Annotated in this window: 12 protein-coding genes; all 12 read left to right on the top strand. The window is 49.9% G+C overall.

Annotated features, from left to right (window positions below):
* The first annotated feature begins 75 nt into the window (after nt 1-75).
* The 12 genes from argJ to GCU48_RS07840 all read left to right on the top strand — a co-directional run bounded on the left by argJ (nt 76) and on the right by GCU48_RS07840 (nt 15,242).
* The gene (gene argJ, locus GCU48_RS07895) at nt 76-1,302 is read left to right on the top strand and encodes a bifunctional glutamate N-acetyltransferase/amino-acid acetyltransferase ArgJ (protein ID WP_152379611.1); all 1,227 of its coding nucleotides are present in this window, start codon (nt 76-78) and stop codon (nt 1,300-1,302) included.
* Between the two features lie 105 nt (nt 1,303-1,407).
* The gene (argB, locus tag GCU48_RS07890; protein WP_152379610.1) at nt 1,408-2,247 is read left to right on the top strand and encodes an acetylglutamate kinase; all 840 of its coding nucleotides are present in this window, start codon (nt 1,408-1,410) and stop codon (nt 2,245-2,247) included.
* Nucleotides 2,248-2,301: 54 nt separating this feature from the next.
* Entirely contained in the window at nt 2,302-3,564 is a 1,263-nt protein-coding gene (locus tag GCU48_RS07885) for an acetylornithine transaminase (protein ID WP_152379609.1), read from the top strand.
* 48 nt (nt 3,565-3,612) lie between these two features.
* A complete protein-coding gene (gene argF / locus GCU48_RS07880) occupies nt 3,613-4,569 on the top strand; it encodes an ornithine carbamoyltransferase (protein WP_152379608.1) in 957 nt (318 codons plus the stop codon).
* A 54-nt stretch (nt 4,570-4,623) separates the two neighbouring features.
* Entirely contained in the window at nt 4,624-5,859 is a 1,236-nt protein-coding gene (locus GCU48_RS07875) for an argininosuccinate synthase (protein WP_025720414.1), read from the top strand.
* Between the two features lie 87 nt (nt 5,860-5,946).
* The gene (gene argH, locus GCU48_RS07870) at nt 5,947-7,359 is read left to right on the top strand and encodes an argininosuccinate lyase (RefSeq protein WP_025720416.1); all 1,413 of its coding nucleotides are present in this window, start codon (nt 5,947-5,949) and stop codon (nt 7,357-7,359) included.
* Nucleotides 7,360-7,793: 434 nt separating this feature from the next.
* On the top strand, nt 7,794-8,045 hold the full coding sequence (locus GCU48_RS07865; RefSeq protein WP_152379607.1) for a hypothetical protein: 252 nt from the start codon (nt 7,794-7,796) through the stop codon (nt 8,043-8,045).
* A complete protein-coding gene (locus GCU48_RS07860) occupies nt 8,038-10,497 on the top strand; it encodes a cyclic di-GMP-binding domain-containing protein, MshE-related (RefSeq protein WP_152379606.1) in 2,460 nt (819 codons plus the stop codon). Before GCU48_RS07865 ends, GCU48_RS07860 begins: the two co-directional genes overlap by 8 nt.
* Nucleotides 10,498-10,521: 24 nt before the next feature.
* A complete protein-coding gene (locus tag GCU48_RS07855; protein WP_152379605.1) occupies nt 10,522-11,526 on the top strand; it encodes a glycosyltransferase family 2 protein in 1,005 nt (334 codons plus the stop codon).
* Nucleotides 11,489-11,908, top strand: a complete 420-nt coding sequence (locus tag GCU48_RS07850) for a GtrA family protein (RefSeq protein ID WP_152379604.1) — start codon at nt 11,489-11,491, stop codon at nt 11,906-11,908. The genes GCU48_RS07855 and GCU48_RS07850 overlap by 38 nt, the downstream gene beginning before the upstream one ends.
* Complete coding sequence (locus GCU48_RS07845) at nt 11,905-13,506, top strand: ArnT family glycosyltransferase (RefSeq protein WP_152379603.1); 1,602 nt, start codon at nt 11,905-11,907, stop codon at nt 13,504-13,506. Before GCU48_RS07850 ends, GCU48_RS07845 begins: the two co-directional genes overlap by 4 nt.
* A gap of 101 nt (nt 13,507-13,607) precedes the next feature.
* Nucleotides 13,608-15,242 carry a glycosyltransferase family 39 protein gene (locus GCU48_RS07840; RefSeq protein WP_152379602.1) on the top strand — a complete coding sequence of 545 codons (1,635 nt, stop codon included), beginning with the start codon at nt 13,608-13,610 and terminating at the stop codon, nt 15,240-15,242.
* Nucleotides 15,243-15,334 lie beyond the last annotated feature (92 nt).

Here is a 15,334-nt window from a genome sequence, read left to right as displayed (position 1 = left end):
ACGACAGCAGGCAGAATTGGGAGCGCAAGCGCAACTGTCACTCATCCCACATGTTGCGAACGAGGGCACATAATTATGAGTAAAGTAGAATTTACAGTAGTAAACGGGGGCAACATCGTAACTCCGCGTGGCTTTACAGCCGGGGGATTGCACTGCGGACTGAAAAATACGGATCGCAACGATATTGGCGCAATCCGTTGCGAGGTAGAGGCGACAGCTGCTGCGGTGTATACCACCAATGTGTTCCAGGCTGCACCGCTGAAGGTAACCCGCGAGAGCTTGGCAGATGGCCGATTGCAGGCGGTAGTGGTGAATAGCGGGAATGCCAATGCCTGTACGGGGCAGCAAGGGGAGCAGGATGCCTACGCGATGCGTGCGGCTGCGGCTCGCGAGCTGGGTGTAGCCGAGAGCAATGTAGCCGTAGCTTCAACTGGCGTAATTGGCGAGCATTTGAAAATGGATCGTGTGTTCGCCGGTATATCCTCATTACCTGATCATGTGAACGGGGCAGGCGATGGAGCGGAGCAATTTACCCAAGCCATTCTGACGACAGATTTGGTGAAAAAGGAAGCGTGCGTGGCGGTTGAAGTGGATGGTGTGACGGTGCACATCGCCGGGGCGGCAAAGGGTTCTGGCATGATTCATCCGAATATGGCAACGATGCTGGCTTTTATGACCTGTGACGCAGCCATCGGGCAGGCTGCGCTTCATCAGCTATTAAAGCAGGCGACGGATACCAGCTTTAATATGATTACCGTAGATGGCGATACAAGCACGAACGATATGCTGATCGCTATGGCAAGCGGGCTGGCGGGCAACCGCGAGTTGCATGCAGGCCATCCTGATTGGGAAGCTTTTGCCGAGGCGTTCACCTATATCTGCCGAGAGCTGGCCAAGGCGATTGCGCGCGATGGAGAAGGTGCTACGAAGCTGGTAGAGGTGTCTGTGAGCGGGGCGGTAAGCGATGCGTCTGCCCAGGCTATAGCCAAGACGGTGATCGGGTCCAGTCTGGTGAAGTCTGCTGTTTTTGGCGCAGACGCAAACTGGGGACGGATTATTGCAGCCGTCGGGCGTGCCGGAGAGCCAGTGAATCCAGATACGGTAGATATCCGCTTGGGTGACATTATCGTGCTGAGCCAATCAAGTCCGGTTGCTTTTGATGAAGCAGAGGCGCTTTCCTATTTGCAGGGAGATACGGTGCAAATTATCGTTGACTTGCATCACGGGAACGGGACCGCTACAGCATGGGGCTGTGACTTAACTTATGATTATGTGCGGATTAACGCTGCATATCGGACATAAATGAAGGAATAAACACGGATTGAATGAACGTGTTAAATGAACGTGTTAAATCTGCCATTATTTCAAAATTGCACAGCCTGTGCACATGAGAAAAGGAGAGATGATATGCAATCAGCAATGGAGTGCACGGATCAAGCCAATCATGTCGGAGTGGCACGTCGTAATTTTGTGATGAAATGCGGAGGAAGTACGCTGGCTGCGTTGCCTGATTCCTTTTTTGACGACTTGGCTCGTTTGCAGTCGGAAGGTCTTCAACCAGTCATTGTCCATGGCGGGGGCCCTGCGATCTCCGACAATTTGGCGAAGCTGGGAATTGAAACGGAGTTCATTCATGGGTTGCGTAAAACGACTGAGCCCGTGCTGGATGTCGTGGAAATGGTGCTGGCGGGCAGCATTAACAAGCAGATTGTACGTAGAATAGGGATGCATGGTGGGCGAGCGCTCGGATTATCAGGCAGTGATGGTTATTTGATCGAAGCAAAGCCTGTGTCGAATGCCGCAGAGGTTGGTTGGGTCGGAGAGGTAACGTCTGTTCAAGCTTCGATTATTACAGGTGTGCTGGATATGAGCTATATGCCTGTTATTGCACCCATCGGGATTGATCGTTCCGGTCAGCGCTACAACATTAATGCGGATACAGCGGCGGGTGCCGTGGCCTCTCATCTCGGCGTCAGTCGGATGATTGTGGTCACCGATGTACCGGGCATATTGAAAAAGAATGGCGGAGAAAAGAAGGTATTGAACTCTATCACCGTACAGGAGATTGAGGATATGATCAGCACGGGTGAAATATACGGTGGTATGATCCCGAAAGTAAGAGCAGCTATTGCCTGCATCCACGGAAAAGTGAAGGAAGTCGTTATTGTGGACGGCAGCGAACCGCAGGTGTTAAGCCGTGTGCTGAGCGGGGAATTGATTGGAACACGCATCGTGCGTATGCAGTAATTGGGACATATAACGAAAGCTGCTAACCAAACAAATAAAAGGAGCGTGAACAACATGAGTAAGGAGTCTAATGCACTGGTGAGCGAGGAATCGCCGAGTACAAATGCAGTCGGAGTGCACGCGGAAAAGGTGTCTGTAGGAGCGCAGCCGCAAAGCTCTCTTTTCCCAAACTATGCAAGATACCCGCTTGCACTTGTTAAAGGTCAAGGAAGCTGGCTGTGGGATGATCAGGGCAAGCGTTATCTGGATTTTATGTCAGGTATTGCTGTTACCAATCTCGGGCATGCGCCTCAGGCTGTAGCTGAGCGATTGAAGAAACAGATTGATGAACTGTGGCATGTATCCAATCTGTTTCATATTCCGGGGCAAGAACGGGCAGCGGTTTTGCTGACTGCCAATAGCAGCGCAGATGCTGTATTTTTCTGCAATAGCGGGGCAGAAGCGAATGAAGCTGCGATTAAGCTGGCGCGTCGTTATCATCAAAAGGTGAAGCAGACCGGCCGCTACGAGATCATTACGTTCACGCAATCCTTTCACGGACGGACGCTCGCAACCCTGACCGCTACTGGTCAGGACAAAGTTAAAGAGGGATTTTTACCGCTTCCTGCCGGGTTTAAAAGCGTTCCACTTCACGATCAGGCTGCGCTTGAAGCAGCCATCAGTGAAAATACGGCAGCTATTATGCTGGAAATGGTGCAGGCAGAGGGCGGCATGTATCCGGTAGACCCTGCCTTTGTAGACGTGATTACCAAGCTGTGCCGTGAGCATGGCTTGCTGCTGATCATTGATGAGGTGCAAACGGGCATGGGACGGACAGGTAAGCTGTTTTCCTTTGAGCATTACGGCATAGAGCCGGATATCTTTACATTGGCGAAGGGACTGGGGAGCGGCTTTTCCGTAGGTGCGATGCTGGGCAAAGGATATTTGCGCGAAGCGTTCACAGCGGGCAGCCACGGCTCCACCTTTGGCGGTACACCGCTCGCGATGGCAGCGGTTCAGGCTACCATTGAAACGATTATTGATGACAAACTGCCGGAACGTGCAGCTGAGATGGGCGAATATTTGTTCCATAGCCTGCAAAAGCAGCTTGGAGAGTTTCCTTTTGTAAAGGATATCCGTGGAAAAGGGCTGATGGTCGGCATTGAGTGTGCGGAGCCGGTAGCAGAGCTTGTTTTGGTAGGACAGAAGAAGGGGATTCTGTTCATTACAGCAGGACCGAACGTGATTCGCCTGTTGCCTAACCTGTATGTAACGAAGGATGAAATAGATCAGGCTGTAAGGATGATTGCTGAATTGATTCGGGAGCATGTGGCCTAGTGCTAAAGATCATATCATTTAGATTAGAGTGTAAAAGGAGACGATGGCATGAACCAGGGTGGCGCACTGCAGCAGATAAATTTGAAGGGACGGGACTTCCTGGAGCTGGACGACTACTCGACAGAGGAAATCCAGTATTTAATTGATCTCGCCATCGAAATTAAGCGTAAGCACAAAAACGGGGAAGCCTATCAGCCGCTAAAGGGGAAGACACTTGGACTGATTTTCGAAAAATCCTCCACACGTACACGGGTATCCTTTGAAGTCGGTATGTATCAATTGGGTGGGCATGCCCTTTTCCTCAGTAAAAATGACATTCAACTGGGACGCGGCGAGCCTATTAGCGACATGGCACAAGTGATGTCACGCTATCTGGACGGCATTATGATTCGTACCTTTGGGCACGATAATGTGGTAGAATTGGCACATTATGCATCCGTCCCTGTGATCAATGGCTTGAGTGATTTGGCGCATCCATGTCAGGTATTGGCTGATTATCAAACCTTGTATGAGCAAAAGGGCAAGCTAAAAGGCCTCAAATTGGCTTATATCGGGGATGGCAACAATATGGCGCATTCCCTCTTGATTGGTGGAGCGAAGCTCGGAGTGCATGTGTCGATTGCAAGTCCTGCTGGATACGAGCCTGACCCGAGTGTGGTTGCAGCTTGCCGTGAGATTGCCAAACAAACAGGTAGTGAAATCGTTATAACACAAAGTCCGCAAGAAGCGGTAAAGGGTGCGGATGCGATCTATACGGATGTATGGGCGAGCATGGGCTTTGAGGAAGAGCAGAAGGAGCGTGAGCTTGCTTTTGCCGACTTCCAGGTAAATGAGGAACTGGTCCAGCTGGCCAAGCCGGATTATTTGTTCCTGCACTGCCTGCCTGCACATCGTGGGGAAGAAGTGAGTGCAGGTGTCATCGACGGTCCGAATTCGGTCATTTTTGATGAAGCGGAAAATCGCCTGCATGCGCAAAAAGCGCTGCTGGTTGCTTTGCTGGGGTAAGAAAAAACAGGTAAGAAAGATAAAGGCTAGAAGCATTTGGGGAGGACTTTAAACATGGCAAAAGATAAAATCGTACTCGCATATTCCGGCGGTCTGGATACGTCGGTTATTCTAAAATGGCTCAAGGAAACGTATGATGCGGAAATCATCGCATTTACCGCAGATATCGGTCAGAAGGAAGAACTGGACGGTTTGGAGGAAAAGGCACTCGCTACGGGAGCTTCCAAAGTGTACATTGATGATCTGCGTGATGAATTCGCCAAGGATTTTATTTATCCGATGTTTCAGGCGGGGGCTTTGTATGAAGGGCAATATTTGCTCGGAACGAGTATTGCACGTCCGTTGATCGCTAAGCGGATGGTCGATATTGCAATTGCCGAGGGAGCAATAGCAATCGCTCACGGCGCAACAGGTAAAGGCAACGATCAGGTGCGCTTCGAGCTGAACGCGGCGGCATTAACGCCAGATATCAAGGTAATTGCACCTTGGCGGCTGGAAGAGTTCCGCAATCAGTTCCCGGGCCGGGCAGAAATGATTGCCTATGCGGAAAAACATGGTATTCCGGTAACTGCTTCTGCAGCCAAGCCGTACTCCATGGACCGCAACCTGTTGCATATCAGCTATGAAAGCGGTGTGCTGGAGGACCCTTGGTTTGATCCGAGTGCTCCTGAAAATAAAGAAATGTTCTTGCTCAGCAATGCACCAGAGGACGCTCCTGATGAAGCGGAATATTTGGAGCTGGAATTTGAAGCAGGAAACTGCGTTGCTTTGAACGGAGAGCGGTTGACTCCACTGCAAGTGATGGAAAAACTGAATGAGCTGGGTGGCAAGCACGGCATCGGACGTGTGGATATGGTAGAGAACCGTTTTGTGGGCATGAAGAGCCGCGGAGTCTACGAGACGCCGGGCGGTACGATCCTGTTCACAGCTCACCGCAAAATGGAGTCCATTACGATGGATCGTGAAGTTATGAATTTGCGCGATAGTCTGATTACCCGTTATGCTACCTTGGTGTACAACGGTTTCTGGTTCGCACCGGAACGTGTGGCTCTGCAGGCTCTGGTTCATGAGAGCCAGAAAAACGTCAGTGGTACGGTGCGCGTGAAGCTGTATAAAGGCAATATTATCGGTGCAGGCGTCAAGAGTCCGGTTAGCTTGTACAACCCGGACATTGCGACGATGGAGGCCGATCCGACACAAGCCTACGATCAAGGCGATGCAACAGGCTTCATCCGGTTGAATGCTTTGCGCTTGAAGGTTAATGCGGGCGTAACACAAAATCATAAATAATGATGTAATCTAAAAAATGTACGGAATGCGGGCCGTTCTTGTCCAAACGACGAGGGCGGCTTGTTATTGCAGAGAGGGGATCATGCAATGAGTAAGTTATGGGGCGGACGTTTTACGAAGCAAACGAATAAGCTGGTAGAGGAATACACGGCTTCCATCGGGTTTGATCAGGCGTTGGCAGAAGAGGATATCCAAGGCAGCTTGGCCCATGTGGCCATGCTGGGCAAATGCGGCATTATTCCGCAAGCGGACGCCGATACGATCAAGGAAGGACTGCACACGGTACTGGAACGTATTCGCCGTGGAGAGATTGAATTTTCCGTTTCGGACGAGGATATTCACATGAATATCGAAAAAAATCTGATCGAAGCCATTGGTCCGGTCGGCGGTAAGCTGCACACCGGACGCAGCCGCAACGATCAGGTGGCCACGGATATGCACTTGTATTTGCGCGGCCGTGTGGTATCGCTGGTGGGGATGCTGCATAATGTGCAAGCCGCATTAATCGGACAGGCCAAGGACAATCTGGACACGATTGTGCCTGGATACACACACTTGCAGCGTGCACAGCCGATTTTGTTTGCGCATCATTTGCTCGCGTATGTATCTATGCTGGAGCGCGATATTGACCGTCTTAAGGACAGCTACAAGCGCATCAATGTGCTGCCGCTGGGTGCTGGCGCTTTGGCAGGAACCACCTTCCCGATAGACCGTCATTTTGTGGCTGAGCAGCTCGGGTTCGATGGCGTATATGAAAATAGCCTGGATGCTGTCAGTGACCGGGACTTTATTGTAGAGTTCCTGGCCGGAGCCTCGCTGATTATGACGCATTTGTCTCGTTTGAGCGAAGAACTGGTGCTGTGGAGCAGCACGGAGTTTGGCTTCGTGGAGCTGGATGATGCTTTTTGTACAGGCAGCAGCATTATGCCGCAGAAGAAGAACCCGGACGTACCGGAGCTGGTACGTGGCAAAACCGGACGTGTCTACGGCAATCTCATGGGCTTGCTGACCGTTCTGAAATCCTTGCCACTCGCATACAACAAGGATATGCAGGAGGACAAGGAAGGTATGTTTGATACCGTTGCTACGCTGGAAGGAGCGCTACAGCTATTCGCACCGATGATCGCTACGATGAAGGTGAACAAGGATCGCATGCGTCAAGCCGTCAATCAGGATTTCTCGAACGCAACGGATATTGCGGATTTCCTGGTCGGCAAGGGACTTCCTTTCCGTCAGGCGCACGAGGTCATCGGCAAAACCGTGCTGTATTGTATCCAACACGGCAAATATTTGCTGGATTTGACCCTGGAGGAATTCCAGCAGTTTTCCGATTTGTTCGACGACCGCATTTATGAGGTGCTTCAACCGGAGGCCGTAGTGAATGCACGGAATGTATATGGCGGAACAGCTACAGGACAGGTACAGGCAGCCATAGGACGGAGTGAACAGCTCTTGGTGGCCACATCAAGCTGGTTTGAAAAGCACCAACGGAGCAACTAAACCAGCAAAAAATGCATTATGCTTCTGCTTGGTTACAAGATCATATATGGAATCTCAAGTTTTGTTCAATAGAGGGCACCGTTTGCGGTGCCTTTTTTGCTGTATAAGACACATACTTGGTAGTTCTAAATACCTAGTTATACATCAGTATGAATGATTCTATAATTTACATTATTGTATACCTACTTCTGCCATGATTATGGTAGAATAGCACTAAGTTTTTAATGGTAGACCTAATTAGCCAGAACGGACCCATTTTTACATAGTGAGCTCAGGTGGAAGAAAGTGCTTTTCTGGACCGGAAAATTTGCATTAATGTATAAATGATTGGTTTATATAAGAAATAGGAGAGGTTCTGATTTGCGTAAGGACGGATTAACCATCGAAGTAGTGACATGCTCAAGGGACAGAGACAGGATGGTACAGGAGGGTCTATGAGAAGTAAAAGAACGAAGCGGCAGTTAAAGAGCGTATGGATCGGTTATCGCGCTTCCGACGCCGAACAACTGGTGTCTTCATTGAATGAGGAGCGGATGCAAGCGGAGAAGTTGCTGCGTGAGGAGCGGGAGCTTTTTCACGCGGCGCTCGAACGGAAAAAGCAACGGGATGCGGAGCTGAAGCAGCTGCTTGCGGACGCGCTCGCCGAAGAGCGGCGCTGGATTGAAAGGGCGGGAATCCATGGGTGACAAGCTGAGGTGGCAGGTTGGCGGAGTTTCGATTCGCCAAACCAACAGAAGAATAAAAGAAGAGCGTCAGCAGATCGCTCAGCTGAAGCAGGAGCTGGAAGCCCAGCGCTCGGAGCAGGCTCCGGTGCTGTACAAGCTTGATTTTCATATCGAAGAGCTGGAACGGCGGCTTCAGGATACAGAGCTTCGCATCCAGGCTATAAAGGACGCTAATGATTCCGCAGCAGCAGTGGAGCAATTGCTGGATGAAGGCATGCAGGCTGGACAGGTCCAGGAGGCGCAGGTCCAGTATGCTTCCGGGCAGCAGGAGCAAGCAGCGGGCGTCGCTATGGGGCTGGCTTCCAGTGGGGCTGGTGCGGAAGGCGGGGAGATTGCGGCAGAGGCACAGAGCGGACGAAACGGCAAAGCCCGTCTGGGTGATCAACTGGTGGAGAACGGGTTGATCACCCGGGATCAACTGGCAGACGCCATCCGAAACCAAAAGCGTTATGGTGGCAGGCTGGGTGATATTCTCGTGGAGATGGGCTTCATTACAGCCGAGCAGCTCCATCAGCAGGTTGATGGGGACGAGTCCAAGGAACGATTAGGCGATATGCTGGTTCGTTCCGGCTATATTTTACCTGAGCAGCTAGAGCGCGCACTGGAGTTCCAGGCGAAGAGCGGCGGGCTGCTCGGCGATATTTTGCTGTCATTGCAAATGCTGGAACCCGCGGATTTGTACCGCGCGATTGCAACACAGAACCGGATCGGACGTATCGGTGAGGAGCTGGCACTGGATGCAGCCTATAAATTACCAGAGCAGGTAGCCATGGCTTATGGTGTGGTCGTCATTCATCAATATATGAACCGCTATATTGTGGCGGTCAGTGACCCGCTGCCAGAAGAGCGACGCCTGAAGCTGGAAGAAATCCTCGGTATGCCGGTAGAGCAAGTGCTGGCGACCAAGGAAGAAATGGAACAGCTCTGGGGTAAAATTTACGGTGAGGAAATGATGCAGGAGAGCACGACCGGGCTGCTCGAAAAAGAGCCGCACAATTCGGCGCGCACGACCTTTACGAAGGGGCAGCTGTTGGTGTTTTCGGCGATGGGCGTAATCACACTGCTCGGCCTCTTCTGGAACAGCTGGAAAACGGTGCTGATTATCAATATGATGATTCAGTTGTTTTATTTTGCTATGACCCTGTTCAAATTCGTCATTATCTATCTCGGTTCCCGGCGTGGAGCGCAGCTTCGCTTCACGAAGGAAGAGGTTGACGCCATGGATGAAAAAAAGCTGCCGATCTATACGATCCTTGTACCGATGTACAAGGAGGCAGGCGTGCTTCCGATGCTGCTGCGGAATTTGGAGCAGCTGGATTATCCCAAATCCAAGCTGGATGTGCGGTTGCTAATTGAAGAGGACGACATTGAGACGATTGAGCTGCTTCGCGAAATGAAGCTGCCAGCCTATTATACGACACTGGTCGTCCCTGACGGCCTGCCGAAAACCAAGCCAAAGGCATGTAATTACGGGCTTATTCGGGCCCGTGGCGAATTTGTCGTCATTTACGATGCCGAGGATCGTCCTGACGCTGACCAGCTTAAAAAGGTCATTGCGGCGTTCAATTCACTACCTGAGAATTATGCATGTATTCAGGCAAAGCTCAATTATTTTAACAGCACACAAAATTTGCTCACTCGCTGGTTTACTCAAGAATACAGCATGTGGTTTGAATTGCTGCTGCCGGGTATTATGCAGCTGGATACTCCCATTCCGCTCGGCGGCACGTCCAATCATTTTCGGGTATCTGTCTTAAAAGATATCAATGCATGGGACCCCTACAATGTAACCGAGGATGCCGATCTGGGCATACGTCTGTATAAAGGCGGCTATAAAACCGCCATTGTCGACTCTCGCACATGGGAGGAGGCCAACAGCCGTGTCGGCAACTGGATTCGTCAGCGGTCACGCTGGATCAAGGGGTATATGCAGACATGGCTGGTTCATATGCGCAATCCGGTTAAATTGGTGCGTGAAGTGGGCTGGAAAGGCTTTTTTGGCTTTCAGGTAATGATTCTGGCAACTCCCATGCTGCCTTTGCTGAACCCGATTTTCTGGGGTTTGCTTATTTTATGGTTTGGCTGGGAATTGTCCTTTATTCCCAAGCTGTTTCCGGGTTATGTGTATTACCTGGCCAGCGCGGAATTTTATATCGGTAACTTTCTGTTCGTATTCAGTAATGTGGCCGGCATGTATTGGGTCATTGGGGAGCTGGAAGAGCGTGGTGAACGAACATTTTCATACGCGATGGTCAAATATGGGCTACTTTCTCCGTTATATTGGGTACTTATGAGTATAGCTGCGGTCAAAGCAGCCTGGCAGCTCATTACCAAGCCGTTCTATTGGGAGAAGACGACGCATGGTCTGACCGATATGCACGATTTGGATGATCCCCCGGCACAGTCCTCCTGAATATGAAGAAAGAAGGAGCAAGAAATGGACACAAAAACACCTTTTCTATCTGTCGTCATTCCCATGTATAATGAAAGCTCGCATTTGGAGCGTTCACTCACGGTAATTGACGGAGTATTGTCTGTTGTTACCTCACGCTATGAACTGATTATCGTGGATGATGGTTCCAAAGACGACACGTGGCTCAAACTGTCCGAATTGTCCCGTCGTATGCCTTCTTTGCTCGCGCTGCGGCTGAGCCGGAACTTTGGCAAGGAGCTGGCACTGTGCGCAGGCTTGGAAAATGCCTCTGGAGATGCGATCATCGTTATGGACGGCGATTTGCAGCATCCTCCCGAGATGATCGGGGAAATGGTGCGTTTATGGCAGAATGAAGGTTATGATCTGGTCGAATGTGTGAAAGAATTTAGGGGAGAAGAGTCGGTGGGCAAAAAGCTCGGTGCTTCATTGTTCTACGCGACCTTGAACCGTTTGACAGGCTTTAACCTGAAGGATGCTTCTGATTACAAGCTTCTGGATCGCCGGGTAGTGGATGCCTGGATGGCAATGCCGGAGCGGATGCCGTTTTTCCGTGGAATGACGGCTTGGCTTGGTTTCCGCAAAACCCAGATTTCGTTCCGAGTGGCTCCCCGTGAGGAAGGTCCAAGCCGCTGGAGTCCGTTCGGGCTGTTTCGGCTGGCAGCCGAAGCGATCGTTTCGTTTTCAACCGTGCCGCTGCGGGTAGTCAGTCTGATGGGGATCATTTTTATGCTGATTTCAGTCGTCTTGGGGATTCAAACCTTGATGCGCAAATTAATGGGTGATGCTGTGACCGGTTTTACGACTGTCATATTACTGCTCTTGATCATTGGCAGTGTCCTCATGCTGTCCATTGGAGTGGTAGGAGAATATATTGCCGCCATATATCACGAAGTCAAAGCCAGACCCCGTTATCTAATTGCAGACAAACGGGCGAATGCTGACCGATTGTGGGTGGATAGGGAGTTTAATCATGATCAGACGTTCATATCTAAAGTATCCAATCATTAAATATAGCATTGTGGGACTACTGGGTACAGGCATCCACGTCGGTGTGCTTGTGCTGCTGGTGGAGCTGTTCAAGGTGCCTGCCGTAATAGCTACTACGATAGGATTTGTGGTGACGCTAGTCGTTTCGTACGTGCTGAATCGGAACTGGACGTTCGAATCCACCGGCGAGGGGAGCCGCACACAATTTCTTAAATATTTGTTGGTCTGCTCTTGTGGTCTGCTCTTGAATGCAGCTCTTATGTACGTAACCATTCACTGGATCGGTTGGTCGTATCTGATTGGTGAAGTGCTGACTACCATCATCGTGCCTATTCATAATTACATCTGGAACCGCTACTGGATTTTCTCCGTTCCGCAAAAGCGTCAGAAAGAGGCTTCATGATTTTAAAAAAACACGGAAAAACGTTGTTATTATTTGCTTGTATTACTGCTCTTGAACTGGCCGTAGGCATTTATTTTGCCTCGTATCTGGGTTATATGCACACAGATGCCCTCAGTCGAGTGGCTAATGCATTTTATGTGCTATACAGCCGTGACCCGCATTTGGGAGCTATCGGTTTTGTATGGAATCCGCTACCCAGTTTGATGGAACTGGTGGTGCTGCTGTTTTATCCGTTATTTCCTGTACTTGCTTCCCACGGATTGGCGGCTGTCATTGTGAGCAGCCTGTTCGCAGGCGCAAGTGCAGCATTATTGTACGGAACGGGGAAGCAACTGGGGCTGCATGGTGGAATTAGCCTGCTGCTTGCGCTGTTGTATTCACTGAATCCGTTTATGTTTCTATTTGGCTTTAACGGCTTGAGCGATTCGCCATATATCTTTTTTATTCTGTTGACGGTGAGTCGATTCTGTATGTGGCTGAAGGATCGCAAGGCGGCGAATTTGATCGTTTCAGGTTTTGCGCTCGCCTTGGCCTTTTGGGTACGCTATGAAGCGGTCCCGCTCGGCGTTGCCATGGCTTTGGGTGTACTGTTGACTGTTCTTTCTCTACATCGTTGGCGTACAGGCAGAGATATGAATAGAACGGATTTATCCTTAAAAGAGCGCCTGTACAAGGTGGAAGCGACTTGGCTGCTGTTGCTGCTGCCGCTTGTCTTTTCCGGCCTGCTTTGGCTCTTTTTTAACTGGATTATCATGGGTGATCCGCTCTACTTCTTGCGCTCGCAATATTCCAATGCCACACAATCAACCACTTTGCTGGAAGATCAGCGCTTTGTGACGATGTTTGCACATCCTCTGCTACTGCTGAAATTTATCGGGCAACGAACCTTGTGGTATGCTGCTCCGCTGATTGCCATTTTGCTCATTCGACTATTGGACAAGCGGCTGTTGAATTGGAGCACGCTAACGCTGCTCGCGATCTTCTTATCGGTACCCGGTCTGCAGCTTTTGCTGATGCTCAAGCAGTCTTCCTTCGGGTGGTTCCGGTACTTTATGTATGTATTCCCGATTACGGTGGCCTGGCTGCCGTATGAGCTAAGCTTGCTAAAAGGAAAAATGCGGGGACTCGGAATCTCATTGGTAACAGCCGGGCTGCTGGTTACAGCAGGCTTGTTATCCTACGCACTGACGAATCCTTCGATTGCTGCTGATGAACACAGCTATCTGACGAATAGTGGTAATGAAAGCTATGAACGACAAATTATTGAGCGGAAAATCGCACTTTGGCTGGATGAACATTATGGCTCATCTCTCATTCTGACAGATTCTTATGCTGCTTACCCGATCATTCTGAGCAGCCAAATTCCGAAGAAATTTATGATTACGAGCGATTATGATTTTGGGAAATCCTTAGCGGATTTGCCTGCTTCCAAGGTGGATTATGTGCTCGTAACGCGTGTAGTGGAAGGAGTTCCACTGGATCAGGTAAATCGAAATTATCCAGATTTATTTGAAAATGGTGCACCGTGGGCCTCGCTGGTACGTGATTTTGACGGACAGTGGCGATTATACAAAATAGAACATAAAAAACCACAATAATTGATATGTGGTGTATGTAGCGGATGGATTCATGCAGCTGCAGGCTGGAAGGGGATACTGCAGCTGCAATACCGCAACAAGTTTGAGGGGGAACGAGAGGAATGTCCTTTCGCACATGGTCTGCAAGCAGATGGATGGCTATAGGTCTGTTTGTATTTATACTTGCGTTAGAGCTGTCCGCAGGCATCTATTTCAGCTATGTTTTGGGATATATGCATACGGACGCGCTCAGTCGCGTTGCCAACGCATTTTATGTACTGTATAGCCGTGACCCGCATCTGGGTGCAATCGGGTTTATTTGGAATCCGCTGCCCAGTCTTCTGGAAATGGTGATTCTAGTGCTGTATCCGGTTTTTCCGGCATTAGCTTCCTATGGATTGGCCGCTGTTATCCTTAGTGCTACCTTTGCCGCTTTAACTGCAATGCTGCTGTACCGGGCTGGTGTCAGAACCGGGCTTAGCTCAGGGATGAGCTTGCTGCTGGCTCTGTTGTATGCGCTAAATCCATTTATTTTACTGTTCGGTGCCAATGGGCTGAGTGATTCGCTATACATATATTTTATTATGATGACGGTGATTGAATTTGCGCTGTGGCTCAAGGATCGTATGACGGCCAGTCTGATTGTTTCTGGATTAGCGCTAGCTATGGCGTTTTGGACTCGCTATGAGGCGGTGCCTCTGGGCGTGGCAATGGCGTGTGGCGTGGTCGTAGCAGTGCTGTTTTTACGTCGGCATATGGGCAGACGTGAACTGCCTTTGCGGGAAAAGCTGCACAAGGTCGAGGCGACCTGGCTCCTTCTCCTGCTCCCCGTGATCTTTTCAGGACTGCTGTGGATTTTCTTTAATTATCTCATTATGGGAAATGCTTTTTATTTCCTCAATTCGGAGTATTCGAACACGGCACAATCAGCAGAATTGCTAAATGATGATAAATTTGTGGAGATATTCTCCAATCCGCTGGTAGCCTTGAAGTTTATTGCTTCCAAAACGATTTGGTATTCTGTGCCGCTATTTGCTATCCTGTTCATTCGCTTAATAAGCGGACGCTTGTTCCGGTGGGGAACCCTGATTATTTTACTGCTGTTCCTGTCCGTGCCGGGTTTGCAATTTTTACTCATGATGAAGCAATCCTCGTATGGGTGGTTCCGTTATTTTATGTATGTGTTCCCGATTACGGTCGCCTGGCTACCGTATGAGCTGAGCCAGCTTCAGGGACGTTGGCGGAGAGCGGCCTTTGGTCTGGTATCCGTCAGTCTGCTGCTTACCGCAGGATTACTCTCTTATGCGTTGACTCGTCCGGATATTGCGCCGGATGAGAACAGCTTCCTCACCCGAACGGGGAATGTGAACTATGTAAGACAGGTATCAGATCGGAAAATTGCCGTCTGGCTGGATGAGCATCTGCCGAAGTCGACGATTATGACCGATTCGGCCTCAGCCTACACTATGATCGTGTATAGTCAGTATCCCAAACGCTTCCTGATCACAAGTGATTACTCATTCAATAAAGCATTAAGCTATCCGCAGGATAGCCACGTAGATTACATCCTTGTACCTAAAATCATGTCGGGCATGCCACTGAGTAAAATCAACATGGTGTATCCAAATTTATATGAAAAAGGTGCACCGTGGGTCCAGCTTGAGCGTGAGTTTAACGGTGAGTGGCGATTATACAAGGTGCTACCCAAGTCACAAGCTAAAGTATCTCCATCGTCGGAGACAACGGCAGCCCCTTGACGTGATTCGTGACCAAGGGAGAAGCAGCTTATTTGCATATGAAATCATGAAAAATCCCTGCAGCCTTCTCTTCACTGTATTGTGCGGTGAGG

This window comes from Paenibacillus brasilensis, assembly GCF_009363115.1.
GTDB classification, from domain to species: Bacteria; Bacillota; Bacilli; order Paenibacillales; family Paenibacillaceae; genus Paenibacillus; species Paenibacillus brasilensis.
This window is presented reverse-complemented; position numbering and strand designations above follow the sequence as displayed.

Coding starts and splice junctions, on each gene's coding strand:
- GCU48_RS07885 (WP_152379609.1), top strand. CDS start 2,302: ATGAGTAAGGAGTCTAATGCACTGGTGAGCGAGGAATCGCCGAGTACA.
- argJ (WP_152379611.1), top strand. CDS start 76: ATGAGTAAAGTAGAATTTACAGTAGTAAACGGGGGCAACATCGTAACT.
- GCU48_RS07860 (WP_152379606.1), top strand. CDS start 8,038: ATGGGTGACAAGCTGAGGTGGCAGGTTGGCGGAGTTTCGATTCGCCAA.
- GCU48_RS07865 (WP_152379607.1), top strand. CDS start 7,794: ATGAGAAGTAAAAGAACGAAGCGGCAGTTAAAGAGCGTATGGATCGGT.
- GCU48_RS07855 (WP_152379605.1), top strand. CDS start 10,522: ATGGACACAAAAACACCTTTTCTATCTGTCGTCATTCCCATGTATAAT.
- argB (WP_152379610.1), top strand. CDS start 1,408: ATGCAATCAGCAATGGAGTGCACGGATCAAGCCAATCATGTCGGAGTG.
- GCU48_RS07850 (WP_152379604.1), top strand. CDS start 11,489: ATGATCAGACGTTCATATCTAAAGTATCCAATCATTAAATATAGCATT.
- argF (WP_152379608.1), top strand. CDS start 3,613: ATGAACCAGGGTGGCGCACTGCAGCAGATAAATTTGAAGGGACGGGAC.
- GCU48_RS07875 (WP_025720414.1), top strand. CDS start 4,624: ATGGCAAAAGATAAAATCGTACTCGCATATTCCGGCGGTCTGGATACG.
- argH (WP_025720416.1), top strand. CDS start 5,947: ATGAGTAAGTTATGGGGCGGACGTTTTACGAAGCAAACGAATAAGCTG.
- GCU48_RS07840 (WP_152379602.1), top strand. CDS start 13,608: ATGTCCTTTCGCACATGGTCTGCAAGCAGATGGATGGCTATAGGTCTG.
- GCU48_RS07845 (WP_152379603.1), top strand. CDS start 11,905: ATGATTTTAAAAAAACACGGAAAAACGTTGTTATTATTTGCTTGTATT.